We start from the raw sequence: 18,043 nt of genomic DNA, 5'->3' as shown, positions 1-18,043 counted from the left end.
CTCCTAGGCGATAATGTTGACGCCGCTTGCCGACAGGCTCGCGCGGTAGAGGTTGATCTGGGGGGCCGGCGCCTCATCAGCTTCGGCCACGCTATCGCCGCCAAAGGTTGGCTGGCTCCCACCGCGGTCCTGGCCCTGCTGGTTGCCGGCGAAGGGGTTTTGCTTCAGCGAAAATTCGAGATTGGTCTTGGAGCTGTCGAGGCCGGCCTGCTGCAAGGCCTTTTCCAGGCCCCGCTGGTCGCGCTGCATCAGGTCGAGCGTTTCGGCCTTTTCCACTGTGAGGCGGGCGGTAACCTGTCCGGTGCGGTCGATATCGAGCCGCACGTCGATCTTGCCCAGTTCGGGCGGATCGAGCCGCATCTGGAAGCGCGAATTGCCATCATTGACCTGGCGCACCAGTTCGAACGCGATCTGGGGCAGGTTGAGCTGCTGCTGGCTGGTCTGGTAGCCGGCGATCACCGGACGCGGACCGGGCGTTGCCTCGATGCGCGTTGCGGTGTGGATGGTGGTTGGTACGGTGGTGACATCGGGCGCCGTATCGGCGGCCTTGGCGCTGGCGGCCACGACGGCGTCGAGCTTGGCGTCTTTGAGCTTGCCGCGCTGATCCTGAGCTTGGGCGGTGTCCGCATCGGCCTTGACCACCGGATCGATGGTCTTGGTTGATACTGGCGTGGCCGAAGTGTCGGGCGCGTCTGTCGTCGCGGTTGCATCCGCTGGCTTGCCGGCCAAGGTTGGCTCGGTGATTTCGAGCTTGGGCGCCGTGAACACTTGCGTTGTGCTGGCTGCCGCGATGGTGGCGGCGGCGGGCTTGAGCAGGCGATCGAGAGCCGCCTGCAGCTCAGGCCCGAGCGGGGCCTTCTCATCATTGCCCGCCATGGCGTCGAGGTCGACGGCGCCGCCGCTCAGACCCTTCAGCAGGGCTGCAAGCTTGTCGCCGATTGCCTGGAGCTGGTCAGCCGCGGCCGGATCGGTGGCGGCGGTTTTGGTGGCGTCGGCCAGCACACCCTGGGTCAGGGGAGCCAGCGTGGCGATCAACTGATCTTCCGGTGTGGCGCCGGGCGTCAGCGGCTTGGCTGCCATCGCGGCCAAATCGTCCATGCTGGGCAGGTCGTCGAGCGACAGGCCCAAGGCACCGGCCAGGGCTTCGAGGCTCTTGTTGAGCTTGGCTAGATCGTCGGCCGAGGGCACTTGCCCGTTCTGCGCGGCGGCGCGCAAGGCGGTCAGGCCATCGATGATCCCGGCCAGCAGGGTTTGGGGCGATACGGGCTGCTGGATCGGCACCACCGCGTCGACGGGCACGGCGACGGGATCGGGGGTTTCGTCGGGTTTTTCACCAGTGCCGCCGTCCTGGCCGAGAGCCAGTTCGACCAGGCCGCCGGCAGCGAGCGCTACCGTGGCGGTCTTGGCCGGCTCGTTGGTTGCCTCGACCGCCGCATTATTGCCCAGCAGCGCGGCGAACACGTCGTTGGCAGGCGCACTGGCGCTGGCCTGCGCATTGAGGCCTTTGACGGCGACCCCGGGATTGGCAGCGGTGGTAACGGTGAGATGACTTGCCACGATAGCGGCCTTTACTGAGACTAATCCAAACCAGACAATGCAAGCGCCTTGCCAAGTCGGTCGACCTCAGAAATTCGGTTCATTATCAGTGGTTTGTTGAACAGGCGCGCGATAGGCGCAGCCGCAGGTCGCGTTGGACGCGGCAGCAAATGTTGGCCTTGCGGCAAAAGCTGCCGGGTGGTTGCGGGGGACGGGCGAAAAGCGTAAAAGCGCCGCCACAGCTATCCGCTGGCCCTTGAACCCAACCGGATACATACAGGAAAATGTTGAACTCGCTTGATATTGCCAAGCGTCCCGAAGACACGCGCGTCGTCGTCGCGATGTCGGGGGGCGTGGATTCTTCGGTCGTCGCCGGCCTTTTGGCCCGCCAGGGCTATGACGTGGTGGGGGTGACGCTCCAGCTTTACGATCACGGCGAAGCCACGTTTCGCAAAGGCGCCTGCTGCGCCGGGCAGGACATCCACGATGCGCGTCGCGTTGCGGCCACTTTGGGCATTCCCCATTACGTGCTCGACTATGAGGAGCGTTTCAAGAAGGCGGTGATGCAGCCCTTCGCCAATGCCTATCAGCAGGGCGAAACGCCGGTGCCGTGCATTGCCTGCAACCAGAGCGTCAAGTTCGTCGACCTGATGGCGGTGGCACAGGATCTTGGCGCCGATGCGCTGGCCACCGGCCATTACGTGCAGTCCAAGCTTGGCGAGGATGGCCGCCGCCAGTTGTTCCGCCCGGTCGATGCCGAGCGCGACCAGACCTATTTCCTGTTCGCCACCACCCAGGACCAGCTCGATTACCTGCGCTTCCCACTGGGCGGCATGGGCAAGGCCGAAGTTCGCGAACTCGCCCGTGAAATGGGCCTCGAGATCGCCGAAAAGCACGACAGCCAGGACATCTGCTTCGTGCCGCAGGGCAAGTATGCCGATATCATCCGCAAGATGCATCCCGAAGCCGTGGCGACCGGCGAGATCGTCCATCTCGATGGCCGCGTCCTCGGCACCCACGAGGGCATCGTCAATTACACCATCGGCCAGCGCAAGGGCCTGGGCGTGGCGGCGGCCGAACCGCTCTACGTCATCAAGCTTGAGCACAAGACCGGCCGCGTCATCGTCGGCCCGCGCGAAGCGCTCAAGACCCACACCGTGCGTCTGCGCGATGTGAACTGGCTCGGCGGAACGCCACTCGCCGAACTCTCCTCCGGCAATGGCGCGCCGCTCGAGGTCAAAGTGCGCTCCACCCGCGGCCCACAGCCGGCCGTAATCCAGCAGCGCGATGGCGATGTGTTCGTGACGCTGGTCTCGGGCGAATACGGCATCTCGCCCGGCCAGGCCTGCGTGTTCTACGCCGATGACAGCGCCACATCCGAAGTCTGGGGCGGCGGCTTCATCGCCGAAGCCGTGCCGCAGGTTTTCGCAGCCTAAAGCTACTGCGCTGGCGCCGGAGCCGGGACTTCCTGGCCCGGCATCGGCTTGGGCAGCGGGATCGCATCCTCGGGGGCGATGTGCTGCTCGGCCTCGGTGCGGTCGTAATAGCCCCACATGCCGAAGTTCGACACCAGCGTGGCGCCGATGGTGATGATCCCCAGCACGATGAAAATCAGCAGGACGAGGCGATTGCTGTTCAGGGGGCTCATGGCGGTGCCTCAATAAATCTTTGGAATGCACCCAAGGAATGGGTGAGCCCCGGCGTCTTAGCACTATAAGGGACGCTAGGTTAAGGCCAGCAGAGTGTATGCCGAGGTGATGGGACTGTCTGCCGCACCACCGATCGCCGACGCCGCGACACAGGTTCGGGCGCTGGTGGCGCGTGCGCAAAAGGGCGACAGCGAGGCCTTCGCCGCCTTGATCGAGGCCCACTACGACCTGATCTATCGCACTGCCTACAAGTGGAGCGGCCATCGCAGCGATGCCGAGGACATAGCGCAGGACGTCTGCGTCAAGCTTGGCAGCGTCATCAAGAGCTTCGACGGACGCTCGGCGTTCGGAAGCTGGCTCTACCGGATCACGCTGAACGCCGTGCGCGACATGCAGCGGGCCCGCGGCCGGGCCAATAGAGGCAATGACGCCCTGGCGGAAGTGAGCCCCGAGGACACCCCGCCCGACCAAGAAGAAGCGGCAACCAGCCGCCAGCTCTGGGACGCGGTGCGCCGCCTGCCGGAGCAGCAACGCGATGCAGTCCTCTTGGTTTATGCCGAAGAGCTGAGCCACGCAGCGGCAGGCGAAATCATGGGCTGCAAGGAAGCAACCGTCTCCTGGCACATTCACGAGGCGAAAAAGACCCTGAGGGGTTTGTTATGAGCAATGACATGAACGACGGCTTCAAAGCGCTGAAAGACATCAAGGCACCGGCCCCGTCCGACGCCGCGAAAAAGCGCGCGCTGGCGGCCAGCATGATGGCATTCGAAGCCGCCAAAACCGAAACCGCAAAAAATACTTCAACCGCGACCCAAGGAGTTCGCCGGCCCAGCCGTCTCAGTTCCATCATCACTTCCTTGAAAGGGAAATCGATCATGGACATGCGTCTCCCCATCGGTACCGCCGCGATTGCTCTGCTGCTACTGCCGCTCGGCTATCAGCTCTACAATTCCACCGCGATGAGCCCGGCTGATCGCGTGCCGGTCGATACCAACCCCGTGGCCGATGCGGTCCCGAAACTGACGCCGCCGCCGACGACGCTGCCGACAGAGACCAACCCGGTCGCGACGAAGCAGCCCAACGACGAGCGCACGGATACTCCGGCGGAGCTCACTACCACGGCGCCCGTTGCCCAGACGCCCGCCACTCCGACGGCAGCGCCCAAGGCGGAAGCGGTGCCTGCCAAGCCGCCCATGGTGCAGCCTGAGCCCATGGCACAGGATAGCGCAGCGTCGGGGCAGGCCAACATGCTGGCTAGCGAAAACGAAATGGCGCCGCCGCCAGCCTCGGTCGTGGGCGGATCGCTCAGCCGCATGCAGACCCGCGCGGCCCCGTCGGCCGGCATCGTTGCGCCCGAAGGCGATTTCTACGCCATGCCCGCGCAGATCGCGACCGAGCCGAGCGGCGACGAGTTCACCCAATTCGATGAATCGCGCCTCAAGGTGGTGGCCGACGAGCCGGTCTCGACCTTCTCGATCGATGTTGACACCGCCAGCTATTCCTACGTCCGCTCCATGCTCGACGACGGCTATGTGCCCGAGCCCGACGCGGTGCGGCTGGAAGAGTTGATCAACTATTTCCCCTATGACTACGCCCCGGCCGATAGCGCCGCGGTGCCGTTCAAGCCCACCATGGCGGTGTTCCACACCCCCTGGAATCCCAAGACGCAGCTCCTCCATATCGGCATCAAGGGCTACGTGCCCCCAGCCGGCGAGGACAAGCCGAGCAACCTCGTCTTCCTCATCGATACCTCCGGCTCGATGGATGAGCCCAACAAGCTGCCGCTGCTGAAGCGCGCCTTTGCGCTGCTGGTCGATCAGCTTTCCGCCAAGGACACGGTCTCGATCGTAGCCTATGCGGGTTCGGCCGGCGTGGTGCTGGAGCCCACCAAGGCTGATGACAAGGCCAAGATCCTGGCCGCGCTGGATAATCTCGCAGCCGGCGGCAGCACGGCCGGTGCCGAGGGCATCGAGCTGGCCTATCAGCTGGCCGAACAGGCCAAGGTCACCGATGGCACCAACCGCGTGATCCTGGCCACCGATGGCGATTTCAACGTCGGCATCGACAATCCTGATGATCTTGAAACCTTCATCAAATCCAAGCGCGACAAGGGCGTCACCCTCTCCGTACTTGGCTTCGGCCGCGGCAATCTCGATGACGCGACGATGCAGGCGCTGGCCCAGAACGGCAATGGCAATGCCGCCTATATCGACAATTTCCGCGAGGCCCAGAAGGTGCTGGTGGAGGAGGGTGGCTCGACGCTCGACATGATCGCCAAGGACGTCAAAATCCAGGTCGAGTTCAATCCCGCCATGGTCTCCGAATACCGGCTGATCGGCTACGAAACCCGCGCCCTCAACCGCGAGGATTTCAACAACGACACGGTCGATGCCGGCGATATCGGCGCGGGCCACACCGTCACCGCGATCTACGAGATCACCCCGGCCGGCTCCGGCGCCAACCTGGTCGATCCGCTGCGCTACGACACCCAGCCGGCGGCCGACCCTGCGGCGGTGGCAACGACGAACGCGCCGACCGAAATCGCCTTCCTCAAGATGCGCTACAAGCTGCCGAACGAGGATGTCAGCCAGCTGCTCGAAGTCCCGGTCACGCCTAGCGTGGTCTATGGCAATATCGATGCGGTCAGCCCCGACATGAAGTTCGCCGCCGCCGTCGCCGCCTTCGGGCAGAAGCTCAAGGGCTCCAACTACGGCGGGTCAATGAGCTGGAGCGATATCGCCATGCTGGCCCAGACCGGCCGCGGTGCCGATGCCAGCGGCTATCGCGCCGAATTCATGGGGTTGATCAAGACCGCGTCGCTGCTGAAGCCCGATACGGCCACGCAGGCCAAGCCGGATGCACCAGCCGCCCCATAGGCCGCCGCTTCAGCATGAGCAGGTGCCCTCGGTGCAAACCGGGGGCCATCATCGTTTATTTGTCCGGCCGACGAAGCGAACGCAGGAAATCGTCCACGACGATGTGGAGCATGCCGCCGGTCGATTTGGCCTCATACATGCACTGGTCGGCGCGGTTGAGCAGGGTCTCGGCCGTGTCGGTCTTGATGTCGAGGCATGCCGTGCCGATCGCGGCGCCGATGTTCAGGCGCCGCCCTTCCAGGTCCATCGGCGTGAAGACGGCTTCCATCATGCGCTGAAACGCCGGAAATGCCGCCGCCAGGTTTTCCTGGGGAATAGGTAGCACGACGATGAACTCGTCCCCACCCAGCCGCGCCACGAAATCGCCGGCGCGGCAGCCGTCGCGCAAGCGCTGCGCCACGGTCTGGAGCACCTTGTCGCCAATGGCATGGCCCAGCGTATCGTTGATGCGCTTGAAGCTGTTGAGGTCGATGAAGGCCAGCATCAGGGCGGTCCTCGAATGGTCCTCCTGGTCGATGCAGGCAGCGATGTAGGCGTCATAGGCGGACCGGTTGGGCAGGCCCGTCAGCGCATCGGTGCGCGCTGCCTTGATCAAGGCCTGGTCGAGTTCGCGCTGCAGGCTGGCTCGCGCCGAGATATCGATCAGGATCTCGATGTCATAGGAGCGGTCGCCCACCTCGGTGCGCTGCGCCGAGATCAGGGTTGGAATGACCGTGCCGTCGGCACGCTTGATGTCGACTTCCTGGGATTGATAGGCGCCCTCCACATCGAGCAGCCGCCGGCGCTCGTCGCGGGCCGGACTGTTGATGGCGGCTCCCGACGAGGTCAGTTCCCGATCACGGATATCGTCCCATTTGAGCCCGGTCAGCCTCAGATAGGCGTCGTTGACCTTGACGTAGCGCGAATTGGCGACGTCGCTGGTGGTGATGGTCATCGCCACGGGCGCGAACTCGAACATGCGCATCAGCATGTCCGACAAAATTTGCGGAGAGATCGGATCGTCGTTTGGCATAGGCTGAAAACTTCTTGGACCAACCGGCGGAAACATCAATCTACCGGCCGGAAACGCTAATTAACGGTGAAAGAACGGCAATTGGCCGCCGGGAGTTTCCCGACGGCCACAGTTTGCAACGATCTTTTCCAGCAGTCTAGTCGAGCGGCTTGAGGTTAGCCTCGATGCTGGCGCGCCTGCTCTCCAAAAATGGCGGCAGCGACAGCTTTTCGCCCAGGCTCTCCATCGGCTCGTCGGCCGCGAAGCCGGGCACGTCGGTGGCGATTTCGAACAGGATGCCATTGGGCTCGCGGAAGTAGAGCGAGGTGAAATAGAACCGTTCGACCTCCCCACTGGAGCGCAGCCCAGCCTGGCTGACGCGGGCGATCCACTGGCGCAGGCTATCCTGGTCCGGGGTGCGGAAGGCCACGTGATGCACGCCACCAGCGCCCGGACGGGCCGCCGGCTGGGTCGGGTCGACCACGACATGGACCTCGGCAGCAGGGCCGCCTTCGCCCATCTCGAACACATGGGTTTCACCCAGTGTGCTGGTGGCCGGATAGGTGCGCACCTTGCGCATGTTCATTACCTGGGTCAGCACCACCTCGGTGCGCTCCAGAGCCGGCACCGCCAGGGTAATTGGACCCAGGCCAATGATCTGCTTGTCAGCCGGCACCGGGGACTTGGCCCAGGGAATGACCGTATTGACCCCATCGGTGACCATACGGAAGCGCTGGCCTTCGAAATCCTCGAAGTCGAGCGACAAATGACCGGCCCGCTCCTTTATGGCGCTGGTGCCCACATTGTTGCTCTGCAGGTGGTTCTTCCACCAGTTCAGAGTGTCCTCGCTATCGACCCGCAGGCCAGTGCGGCTGACGGTGTGGTTGCCGCGCTTTTCGCGGGCCGCGTCGAAATCGAAAAAGGTCAGGTCGGCGCCGGGCGAGGCAACGCCATCACCATAGAACAGGTGATAGGCCTCGGTCTGGTCCTGATTGACGGTCTTCTTGATCAGCCGCATGCCCAGGGTCTGGGTGTAGAACTTGAGGTTCCGGGGAGCATCGGCGGTGACGGCGGTGAGGTGATGGATGCCTGAGAGTTGCAAGGTCATGTCGGTCTCCTGAATTGGCGCTTGGCGTCGTTGCCCAAGATGTAGGTCAACGGCGCAGGTAGCAGAAGCAGGCTAATTGCAACGAGCTGTTGCTGATTGTTGAACGCTCATGCGTGCAGTGCTGGGCATCAGAAGCCTCCACAAACTCGATGTTACCCCGGCGAAGGCCTGGGCCCATCTTGAGATGCCGCCACGCAGCCGCAAGGTCGTCCCGCCATCTGGCGGCGCGTTGATCGATCTCGGGCTGGGCCCCGGCCTGCGCCGGGGTGACATCCAGTTTGGGCTGGGTTCAGCGGCAATTCGCTCTTCCACATCACAATCCGCCGACACGTGTCATTTTGCAATGCGCGCCACGTTGACTCACGCTATGACTAGTCGTGAACAAACCGGGAACTGATATGGCTGCGCTCACGCTTCGCCGCAAACTGGCCGTGCTGTCCGACGCCGCGAAATACGATGCGTCCTGCGCCTCGAGCGGCACGGAAAAGCGCGACAGCCGCCAGAGCGGTGGCATCGGCTCGACCGAGGGCAGCGGCATCTGCCACTCCTATGCGCCCGACGGTCGCTGCATCTCGCTGCTCAAGATACTGCTGACCAATTTTTGCGTCTACGATTGCGTCTATTGCGTCAATCGCTCGTCCTCCAATGTCGAGCGCGCCCGGTTCAGCGTCGAGGAAGTGGTTCGGCTGACGTTGGATTTCTACAAGCGCAACTATATCGAGGGCCTGTTCCTGTCCTCCGGCATCATCCGCTCGCCCGACTACACGATGGAGGAACTGGTCCGCGTCGCCCGTAGCCTGCGGCAGGACCACAGCTTCGGGGGCTATATCCACCTCAAGGTCATCCCCAATGCCGCCCCGGAAATCCTCGCGGAAGCCGGCCGTTGGGCCGACCGGCTCTCCACCAATATCGAAATGCCCACCGATGTGGGGCTCGAAACCTTCGCTCCTGAAAAGCGCCCGGGCGAAATCCGCACCGCCATGGCCAATATCCGCGGCAAGCTGGCCGAGGCCAAGCCGGACAGGAAGGCCAAGGCCCAACCCGCCAAGTTCGCACCCGCCGGCCAATCGACGCAGATGATCGTCGGTGCCGATAAGGCCGACGACAACGCCATCCTGACCCGCGCCGCTGGGCTCTATTCCGGCTACAAATTGCGCCGCGTCTATTATTCGGCGTTCTCGCCCATTCCCGACAGCAGCGCCCGCCTGCCGCTCAAGGCCCCGCCACTGATGCGCGAGCATCGCCTTTATCAGGCCGATTGGCTGATCCGCTTTTATGGCTTCGACGTGCCCGAAATTGTCTCCGGCGGCAGCGATGGCCTGCTCGATCTCGCCATCGATCCAAAACTGGCCTGGGCACTCACACAGCGCCAAAAATTTCCGGTCGACATCAACCGCGCCGATAAGGAACTGCTGCTGCGCGTTCCGGGTCTCGGCACTCGCAGCGTCGAGCGCATCATCGCCACGCGCCGCCATCACAGTTTACGCCTGGACGATCTGGCACTCATCGCCGGCTCGATCGACAAGGTCCGCCCCTTCGTCGAAACCGTGGACTGGACGCCGGGGGGCTTGACCGACGATCACAAACTGCGCGCCAGGCTTGAACCGCAGCCGGAACAGTTGAGACTGTTCTGATGCGAACCGTCATCCTGCAATCGCTGAACGATTTTGACGAATGGCGCGGTCAAGCGCGCGAATTGCTGCGGGGAGGTGTGTCGCCCGAAGAGGTCATCTGGCGTGATCCGAAGTCGGAGCCCGGCCTGTTCGAGCAAACTGAGCAAGAAATCCAGCATGCTGGTAAAAACCACCCCGTCGGCGCCGTCCCGCCAGCCTTCATGGCGCTGGCGCGCACGGCGGTATGCCATAGCGATCCAGAGCGGTTCGACCTGCTCTACCGTCTGCTCTGGCGCCTGCAAGCCGATCGCGGGATTATCGAGGTCGCATCTCACCCCGACATCGTCCGGCTGACCCGGATGGAAAGTGCCGTTCGGCGCGAGAGCCACAAGATGAAAGCCTTCATCCGGTTCAAGTCGATAGTCGATGATTCAGGCCTCGAACGGTTCGCCGCCTGGTTCGAACCCGATCACTATGTGCTTGAAATGACTGCGCCATTTTTCGAGCGCCGGTTCACCGGCATGATGTGGGCGATCGTTACGCCGTACAGTTCCGCCTATTGGGATGGGGAAACCCTGGCCTTCGGCGACGGCGGCACCAAGGCCGATGTGCCGCCCGATGATGCCGTGGAGGAGGATTGGAAAACCTACTTCGCCTCCATCTTCAACCCCGCCCGCCTGAAGGTGGCGATGATGAAATCGGAAATGGCGGTCAAATACTGGCGCAACCTCCCCGAAGCCGAACTCATTCCTGCTCTGATCCGAGGCGCCAAGGAAGCGGAGCAAGCCATGATCGAACGCACAGCCAGCCAGCCGCCATCGCACCACCTCAAGCGTGCAGAGCGGCAGGCCATTGATAAAGAACAACAATCTGAGATCACGAGCCTCGCCGACGCCCGTGCCGCAGTGCAGGGCTGCCAACGCTGTCCTCTCTACGAGCACGCCACGCAGGCGGTGTTTGGCGAAGGCCCCGAAAACGCCGACATCATGTTTGTCGGAGAGCAGCCGGGCGATCAGGAGGATCTGGCCGGCAAACCCTTCGTCGGCCCAGCCGGCAAGGTGTTCGACGCTGCGGTGGAAAAGGTCGGCATCGACCGCTCCCGCGTCTACGTCACCAATGCCGTCAAGCACTTCAAATTCGAGCCGCGCGGCAAGAAACGCATTCACCGGCGCCCCGACGCCGGGGAGGTAACAGCTTGTAAATTCTGGCTTAATCTGGAACGGGCCTTCGTCAAACCCAAGGTGATCGTTGCCCTTGGCGCCACGGCCGCAACGAGCATTCTGGGCAAGACCGCCACTATATCCAAACTGCGCGGCGCGCCGATCGCCATGGAGGACCGCACGGTATTGTTCGTCACCAACCACCCGTCCTACCTGCTGCGCATCCCGGATCGAAACCTGGCTGCTGTGGAGCAGGCAAAATTTGAGCAGGACCTAGCCCTCGTGCGTGATCACTGGCATACCTTAAACAATTGAACAGGCCACGCCTTGCGCTTGACAGTGCCGCATCACAAATTTAAGAAGTCGGCGCGCACTCTAGGCGCTCGACCGTTCGGCTCGCCGAAACAGGTTCCTGGAGCGGAGTAGCTCAGTTGGTTAGAGCAGCGGAATCATAATCCGTGTGTCCCCAGTTCAAATCTGGGCTTCGCTACCATTCAAAACCCTCGGGAAACCGGGGGTTTTTTGTTTTTGTACAGGTTCGCTGACGCTCAGAGCTTCTTGCAGGAATTGCCGGGTACGAACTTGGGCGATAGCACAAAGTCCTGTGCCGGGTCGGCGGCGCCTTCCGGGCTCATGATGCGGTGCAGGATGCGACGGGCGATGATGCCGCCGAGCTTCAACGTGTCCTGGATCACCATGGTGATGCGCGGCGTGATCACGCTGCTCCATTGCACGTCATCAATCATCGCCAATGAGATGTCGTCCGGGCAGTTGAAGCCCAATTCCTGCATGGCCTGCAGAGCCGCGAGCGCCACGGCGTTGTTGGCGCCGATAATGGCGGTGGGGCGTTCGGGCTGGACCAGAAGGCGCATGGCTGCCTCGTAACCGGCGCTTCGCGTGAACTGGCCATCGACGATGAAATTGGGGTTCACCTCGACGCCAGCGCTGCCCATCGTGTCCATGAAGCCGCGCAGGCGCTCGGAGGCGGTGTGCATGTGTTTTGGGCCGGCGATGAAGGCGATGCGGCGGTGGCCGAGTTGCAGCAGGTGTTCGGTCAGCATGGCGCCGGCCAGTCGGTTGTCGGAGCCGACGAAGTCGCGGTCGATGCCGGCGACCTTTTGGTCAAAGCACACCGTCGGCATTTTGATGTTTTGCACGAAATCCACATAGGCTTGATCATACCCGGACGGGGCCAGAGCGAGCCCGGCGACCTTGAGGCCGGACAGGTGCTCGACCAGCGCGCGTTCGCGATCCGGCTTGCCCGATGAGTCGGTGATCAGCACGAAATGGTCGTGCTCGATGGCGTAGTTTTCGAGCTCGCGGCGAATGTCGCCAAAGAACGGATTACCCACATTGCCGACCACAAGGCCGATCATGCGGCTGCGCCCGCGCGCCAGACTTTGTGCCAGCGGGTCAACCACATAGCCCACGGTCTGCACCGCCTCGCGGATGCGCTCCAGCGTCTTCTGGCTGACGCGGCCGGGATTGCTCAGAGCCAGCGACACAGTCGACACCGAGACGTCGGCGAGTTTGGCAACATCGCGGATGGTAGCCATTACTGTGTCGAACCGCTTCTATAAATTCTGGCGTCGGCGAATACGTACGCTTGCCTGTTGGGAAGTGCCGAATGATGAGCATTCGTGCGGCATTCTGCAAGGCAATTCTCGAAATGATCACAGCTGTCGAAACCGACTTGACTCGGATCGCATCCTAAATCAGTTTGATATCGAACCGGTTCGATTATGAAGATGCGAAACCGGCAGATGGAGGAAACAATGGATAGCGCTGTGGGAAACGCCGGCCGTATCGACGGTTCGAGTGGCAAGGCCTGGTTCACCGAAGACCGTTTCGGCATGTTCATTCACTTCGGTTTGTATGCGCAGGGCGCGCGCCATGAGTGGCTGAAGCACCGCGAAGAGATTTCGGACGAGGACTACGCCAAGTATTTCGAGAACTTCAACCCCGACCTCTATGACCCGCGCGAATGGGCGCGCCGCGCCAGGGAAGCGGGCATGAAATATGTGGTGCTGACCGCCAAGCACCACGAGGGCTTCTGCCTGTGGGACAGCAAGTTCACCGACTACAAGGCGACCAACACGCCCTATGGCCGGGACCTGCTCAAGACCTATGTCGAAGCGTTCCGCGCCGAGGGGCTTAGGGTCGGCTTCTACTATTCGGTGATCGACTGGCATCATGAGGAATTCCCCATCGATGCCATTCATCCCCAGCGTAACCATCCCGACGCGATCGAGATCAACAAGTCGCGCGACGTGCGCAAATATGCCGAATACATGCGCAATCAGGTCACTGAGCTGCTGACCGGGTTTGGCGAAATCGCAGTCATCTGGTTCGATTTCAGCTATCCCAATCGCGAATATCGCGGCATGCCCGGCAAGGGCCGCAACGATTGGGAAAGCGAAGACCTGATCGGTCTGGTGCGCAAGCTACAGCCCAATATCATCGTCGGCGACCGCCTCGACCTGCCCACCGATGGCAACCATCCCAAGGATCTGGCGACCCCGGAGCAGTACACACCGCGCGTGGCGCCGACCGCACAGGGCAAGCCGGTTCGCTGGGAAGTCTGCCACACCTTCAGCGGCTCGTGGGGCTATCACCGCGACGAGACGACCTGGAAAGATGCGGGGCAGCTGATCAACCTGTTGATCGATACGGTCTCGCTCGGCGGCAACCTGCTGATGAACGTCGGTCCCACCGGACGCGGCACGTTCGATGTGCGGGCCGAGGATGCGCTGGGCGTCTATCGCGATTGGATGGCTGTCAACCAGCGCGCCATTTATGGGGCAGGGGCATCCAATTTTGTTGCACCCAATGGCTGCAAATTCACCCAGGTGGGCAATCGCCTCTACCTGCATGTGCAGACCTGGCCGTTCCGCCACATCCATATCGATGGACTGGGCGGCAAGGTGAAGTACGCGCAGTTCCTGCATGATGCCAGCGAGATTCACTGGCTCGATCCCGAGGCCGAAGTCGACTCCAATATCGGCGTCGCGGTGGGCAATGGCATTCTCACGCTCGAGCTGCCGGTGATCAAGCCGAACGTCGTCGTGCCGGTTATCGAGCTGTTCCTCAAGGACTGATCGGTGTCGCGATGAGCATCGAGCAAGACCTGTTTGCCAGCATGACTCCCCTCATCGCCAATCTGGCCGAGGACGGGAATGGCGCGGTGTCGCTTGGCGGCTCGCGCGCCAAGCAGCGCTCGGACGCGCAGTCGGATTTCGATTTTCGCGTCTATAGCGACCGCTACCAGGGGCCGGTTTTGCAGCAAACCAGCGCGTGGCGTCAGTTCGATGCCGCGCTGCAAGGCTGGGAAGCCAAGGGACTGCGCCTCGATGGCGTGTGGGCGCGCAGCTATGCGAGCGTGCAGGCCGACCTCGATGCGTGGATTGCCGGAAAGGGCCAGACCAAGACCTATGAGTGGACGATCTGGGGTTATCACCTGCCCACCGATCTCGCCCACCAGCAGATCATCGTCGATCCGCAGGGCATTCTCGCGGGCTGGAAGGACCAGTTGGCCGTCTATCCGGACGCGCTGCGGACATCGCTGATCAGCCAGCACCTCGAAGTGCTGCGCTACTGGGCGAGTGACTATCACTACGCCAGCAAGGTGATGCGGCGCGATCTGGTGTTTCTGGTCGGCCTCACCGGCAAGCTGGCGAATGCGATCCTTCAGGTCGTGTTCGCCGTCAACCGGACCTACTACCCGGGCGATGGCTGGAACCTGGCGATTGCCAAGGATCTCGCCCTTCTGCCGCCCGATTTCATTGGGCGCATGACCGCCATTCTGGAGCCCGGTCATGACACCGAATGCTGGCAGCGACAGCGCCATGCGCTGATCGACGTGATCGCCGACCTGGAGGTCCTGACAGCCGAATAATCCGGCCAGCCATCGTCGCCATGTTGAGGAGCATGGTCCGGCGGGCAGAGGAGCAGACGTTTACACCGTGCCTACACAAACATCGACACCATCATAGTCACTGAGGAGGAACTATCGTGAAACTGTCTCTTATTCTGGCAACTGCCGCTTTGGTGGGAACCTCTGCCTTCGCCATGCAGGTGCAGGCGCAGGACGCCCCGGTCAATCTCACCTGGCAGATGTGGGGCGACCAAAGCGATCAGGCGCTGTGGCAGAGCCTCGCCGATCTGGTCACCCAGGAATATCCCAATATCAAGGTGACCCCGCAGATTTCGGGCTGGACCGACTACTGGACGCGCCTGCCGGTGCTGGCGTCATCGGGCGAGATTGGCGATATCGTCGCCATGCAGTCCATGCGCATGCCGAGCTTCTATTCCATTCTGGAACCGCTCGACGCCCATTTCGCGACGGACTCGTTTGACATCAAAGCCTTCGAGCCATCCATCGTCAGCGGGTTGTCCCATGACGGTGCCGTTTACGGTCTGCCCTACGACGTCGGTCCGTGGCTGGTGTTCTACAACCGCGACATGTTCAAGGCCGCGGGCCTCGCCGAGCCGGCGATGGACTGGACCTTTGACGACTTCAAGGCTGCAGCCGACAAGCTGACCTCAGGCGACAAGTTTGGCTACGCCACCCAGGCGTTCGATTACATTGCCGGCCCGGTCGCCATGGGCGCTGAGTACTTCAACGATTCCAACCAGTTCGATCTGACCAATGCCGGCTATACCGCCGCTGTGGGCAAGTATGTCGACCTGACCGCCGTCGACAAGGCCTCGCCGGTGTTTGCTTCGGGCGCCAGTGCGGTGCAGGCCAGTGGCCGGTTCGCATCGGGCAATGCGGCGATGTATATTGACGGTCCATGGTCGATGATCTCGGCCGCCAAGGGCGCCAGCTTCGAAATGGGCATTGCGCCCCTGCCACGCGGCGATGGCCCTTCCCGCTTCATCACCGCCGGTTCCGGCTTCGGCATCGCCGCTGCCGGCCAGCACAAGGAGGAAGCCTATAAGGCGCTCCAGGTTCTGACCGGACCGAAGGCCGCTGAAATCCTCGCATCCGCCGGCCGTGCGCTGCCCGGTCGCCTGGCTGAGCAGCATTTCTGGTATGATGTGGCAGCCAAGGACGTGAAGGGCACCCGCGAAACGCTGGAATACTCGTTCGCGCACGCCACCCCTTTCCGCCTCAACGACACCTGGAACGAGTTCGAGAACCTGATCACCCAGTATATGCCGCTGGCCCTGAACGGCGACAACACCACTGACGGCGTGCTGGCCGACATCCAGAGCCAGCTCCCCTAAAGCCCTTACTGTGCCTGGCCGGGCAACCGGCCAGGCGTCATCCTGACATTCAGACGTGCTGAACTGTCGCCAGAAGGGAAAGTCCGATGGCTGTCGTCGAACGAATCGCCGCCACCAGGGCGGTGACCAGAAAGCGTAAAAACCGGCTGGACCGGGGCGAGGGAAGAACGGCGTTCTTCTTCCTGCTGCCAAGCCTGATCGGCGTTACGCTGTTTCTGGTCGTGCCCATCATTGCATCGGTGGTTCTCAGCTTCACCAATTGGAAGCTGCTGGGGCAGCCTCAGTTCGTCGGCTTCGCCAATTACATAAAGCTGTTCACCGCCGACCCGCAGTTCTGGCCGGTGGTGCGCAACACCTTGTTCTTCACCTTCGAATATCTGGTGCTGAACATCATTATCTCATTGGGGCTGGCGGTTTGGATATCCAGCCTCAAGATGGGACAGCGATGGTTCCGGGTGATTTTTTTCCTCCCAACCTTCACCCCAGGCATCGCTGTCGCCATCGTCTGGATGCTGATCTTTGCGCCCGGTGGCTTCTTCGACTTCGTCACGGGCTCGCTCGCCATCCACCTGCCAAATCTTCTGACCGACCAGAAACTGGCCATGCAGGCGGTGATCATCGTCTCGCTCTGGGCCGGGGTCGGCTACAATACGGTGCTGTTCAACGCCGCGCTCGACATGGTGCCGGCAAGCTATATGGAAGCCGCCCGTATCGATGGCGCTTCGGCCTGGGACCGGTTCTGGAAAATTCGCCTGCCGCTGATCTCGCCGACGCTGTTCTTCGGCACGGTGATGACGGCGATCACCTCGCTCCAGGTGTTCGACCAGATCTACGTTATGACACGCGGCGGGCCGGGTTCGGCGACGGCGACGCTGGGCTATTCGATCTTCCAGAAGGGCTTTCAGAATTTCCAGATGGGCTACGCCTCGTCCATTGCCTGGGTCATGTTCGCCATGATCATGGCGCTCACCGCGTTCCAGTTCTGGCTCCAGCGCAAGTGGGTGCATTATGACAACTAAAACCAAGGCCAAGGCGAACGCCCGCCGCACGCTGGCGCTCGATATTCTCAATCACGGCGCGCTGGCGCTGGTGGCGCTGCTGTTCCTGTTCCCGTTCTTCTGGATGGTGTCCAATGCGGTGCGCAGCAATGCCGAAGTGCTGGCCATCCCGGTGCGCATCCTCCCCGCCGTGTTCGAGTGGGACAACTTCGCCAAAGCCTGGACGACGCTGCCGTTCGGCCGATTCTTCCTCAACAGCGTGATTATTTCGGTCAGCGTGACCGTGATCACCGTGCTGGTGTCGTGCCTGTCGGGCTACGCCTTCGCACGGCTAAAATTTCCCGGTCGCGATAAACTGCTGATGGCGTATCTGGCGACGCTGATGGTGCCGGGGATCATGCTGATCATCCCGCTTTTCCTGATCGTCAACAAGCTGGGCATGATCAACACCTTCCAGGGCGTCATCCTGCCGGTGGCGTTCGGCACGTTCGGCTCGTTCCTACTGCGCCAGTTCTTCCTGTCCATTCCGCTGGAACTGGAGGAAGCGGCGCGCATCGATGGAGCATCGCGGCTGCGCATTCTGATCAGCATCATCATCCCGCTCTCCATGCCGGCTATCGGCCTGTTGTCGCTGTTCACGTTCATCGCGCAGTGGAACAACTTCCTGTGGCCGCTGATCGTGATGACCGGCGCCGACAATGCGACGCTGCCGGTTGGCCTGACCCTGTTCCAGACGCAGCAGACCACGGCCTGGAACTACATCATGGCCGGTGCCACGCTGTCGATGATCCCGGGCGTCATCCTCGCCGTCGTGCTGCAAAAGCTCATCTACAACAGCATTTCGCTGAACGCCGGCATGGGCGGTCGCTAGGCGACCGTCCGA

Annotated in this window: 15 protein-coding genes and 1 tRNA gene; 11 read left to right on the top strand and 5 right to left on the bottom strand. The window is 62.3% G+C overall.

Annotated elements, in window-relative coordinates; translation table 11 throughout:
* Positions 1-3: 3 nt before the first annotated feature.
* A complete protein-coding gene (locus JWP26_RS06740; RefSeq protein ID WP_299724982.1) occupies positions 4-1,557 on the bottom strand; it encodes a flagellar hook-length control protein FliK in 1,554 nt (517 codons plus the stop codon).
* A 263-nt stretch (positions 1,558-1,820) separates the two neighbouring features.
* Between JWP26_RS06740 and mnmA the strand changes: the two genes are divergently transcribed.
* Positions 1,821-2,972, top strand: coding sequence for a tRNA 2-thiouridine(34) synthase MnmA (mnmA, locus tag JWP26_RS06735; RefSeq protein ID WP_299724980.1), 1,152 nt, complete (start codon positions 1,821-1,823; stop codon positions 2,970-2,972).
* Positions 2,973-2,974: 2 nt separating this feature from the next.
* Here the strand turns inward: mnmA and JWP26_RS06730 are convergent, their stop codons facing one another.
* The gene (locus tag JWP26_RS06730) at positions 2,975-3,184 is read right to left on the bottom strand and encodes a hypothetical protein (protein WP_299724978.1); all 210 of its coding nucleotides are present in this window, start codon (positions 3,182-3,184) and stop codon (positions 2,975-2,977) included.
* Between the two features lie 94 nt (positions 3,185-3,278).
* On the opposite strand from JWP26_RS06730, the gene JWP26_RS06725 reads away from it, so the two are divergent.
* Both JWP26_RS06725 and JWP26_RS06720 read left to right on the top strand, forming a co-directional pair.
* Positions 3,279-3,848 carry an RNA polymerase sigma factor gene (locus JWP26_RS06725; protein ID WP_354042528.1) on the top strand — a complete coding sequence of 190 codons (570 nt, stop codon included), beginning with the start codon at positions 3,279-3,281 and terminating at the stop codon, positions 3,846-3,848.
* Positions 3,849-4,060: 212 nt separating this feature from the next.
* The gene (locus tag JWP26_RS06720; RefSeq protein WP_299724976.1) at positions 4,061-6,061 is read left to right on the top strand and encodes a VWA domain-containing protein; all 2,001 of its coding nucleotides are present in this window, start codon (positions 4,061-4,063) and stop codon (positions 6,059-6,061) included.
* A gap of 55 nt (positions 6,062-6,116) precedes the next feature.
* Here JWP26_RS06720 and JWP26_RS06715 read toward each other — a convergent pair whose 3' ends face one another.
* Positions 6,117-7,073, bottom strand: coding sequence for a sensor domain-containing diguanylate cyclase (locus JWP26_RS06715; RefSeq protein ID WP_299724974.1), 957 nt, complete (start codon positions 7,071-7,073; stop codon positions 6,117-6,119).
* 136 nt (positions 7,074-7,209) lie between these two features.
* On the bottom strand, positions 7,210-8,160 hold the full coding sequence (locus JWP26_RS06710; protein WP_299724972.1) for a ring-cleaving dioxygenase: 951 nt from the start codon (positions 8,158-8,160) through the stop codon (positions 7,210-7,212).
* A 398-nt stretch (positions 8,161-8,558) separates the two neighbouring features.
* Here JWP26_RS06710 and JWP26_RS06705 point away from each other — a divergent pair, with 398 nt between their 5' ends.
* The 3 genes from JWP26_RS06705 (at position 8,559) to JWP26_RS06695 (ending at position 11,426) form a co-directional block, all read left to right on the top strand.
* Positions 8,559-9,794 carry a putative DNA modification/repair radical SAM protein gene (locus tag JWP26_RS06705; protein ID WP_299724970.1) on the top strand — a complete coding sequence of 412 codons (1,236 nt, stop codon included), beginning with the start codon at positions 8,559-8,561 and terminating at the stop codon, positions 9,792-9,794.
* Positions 9,794-11,248, top strand: coding sequence for a UdgX family uracil-DNA binding protein (locus JWP26_RS06700; protein ID WP_299724968.1), 1,455 nt, complete (start codon positions 9,794-9,796; stop codon positions 11,246-11,248). The genes JWP26_RS06705 and JWP26_RS06700 overlap by 1 nt, the downstream gene beginning before the upstream one ends.
* 101 nt (positions 11,249-11,349) lie before the next feature.
* Positions 11,350-11,426: transfer RNA gene (locus JWP26_RS06695), tRNA-Met, on the top strand.
* A 55-nt stretch (positions 11,427-11,481) separates the two neighbouring features.
* Here the strand turns inward: JWP26_RS06695 and JWP26_RS06690 are convergent.
* A complete protein-coding gene (locus tag JWP26_RS06690; RefSeq protein ID WP_299724966.1) occupies positions 11,482-12,489 on the bottom strand; it encodes a LacI family DNA-binding transcriptional regulator in 1,008 nt (335 codons plus the stop codon).
* A 219-nt stretch (positions 12,490-12,708) separates the two neighbouring features.
* On the opposite strand from JWP26_RS06690, the gene JWP26_RS06685 reads away from it, so the two are divergent.
* The 5 genes from JWP26_RS06685 (at position 12,709) to JWP26_RS06665 (ending at position 18,031) form a co-directional block, all read left to right on the top strand.
* On the top strand, positions 12,709-14,031 hold the full coding sequence (locus JWP26_RS06685; protein WP_299724964.1) for an alpha-L-fucosidase: 1,323 nt from the start codon (positions 12,709-12,711) through the stop codon (positions 14,029-14,031).
* Positions 14,032-14,042: 11 nt separating this feature from the next.
* Entirely contained in the window at positions 14,043-14,828 is a 786-nt protein-coding gene (locus JWP26_RS06680; protein WP_299724962.1) for a DUF4037 domain-containing protein, read from the top strand.
* 116 nt (positions 14,829-14,944) lie between these two features.
* Positions 14,945-16,162, top strand: a complete 1,218-nt coding sequence (locus JWP26_RS06675; protein WP_299724960.1) for a sugar ABC transporter substrate-binding protein — start codon at positions 14,945-14,947, stop codon at positions 16,160-16,162.
* 86 nt (positions 16,163-16,248) lie between these two features.
* Positions 16,249-17,181 carry a carbohydrate ABC transporter permease gene (locus JWP26_RS06670; RefSeq protein WP_299724958.1) on the top strand — a complete coding sequence of 311 codons (933 nt, stop codon included), beginning with the start codon at positions 16,249-16,251 and terminating at the stop codon, positions 17,179-17,181.
* Positions 17,171-18,031, top strand: coding sequence for a carbohydrate ABC transporter permease (locus tag JWP26_RS06665; RefSeq protein WP_299724956.1), 861 nt, complete (start codon positions 17,171-17,173; stop codon positions 18,029-18,031). Before JWP26_RS06670 ends, JWP26_RS06665 begins: the two co-directional genes overlap by 11 nt.
* The last annotated feature ends 12 nt before the right edge of the window (positions 18,032-18,043 follow it).

The organism is Devosia sp. (assembly GCF_028290435.1).
Taxonomy (GTDB): domain Bacteria; phylum Pseudomonadota; class Alphaproteobacteria; order Rhizobiales; family Devosiaceae; genus Devosia.
The sequence above is the reverse complement of the archived record's forward strand: the minus strand, read 5'-3'. Positions and strand labels throughout refer to the sequence as shown.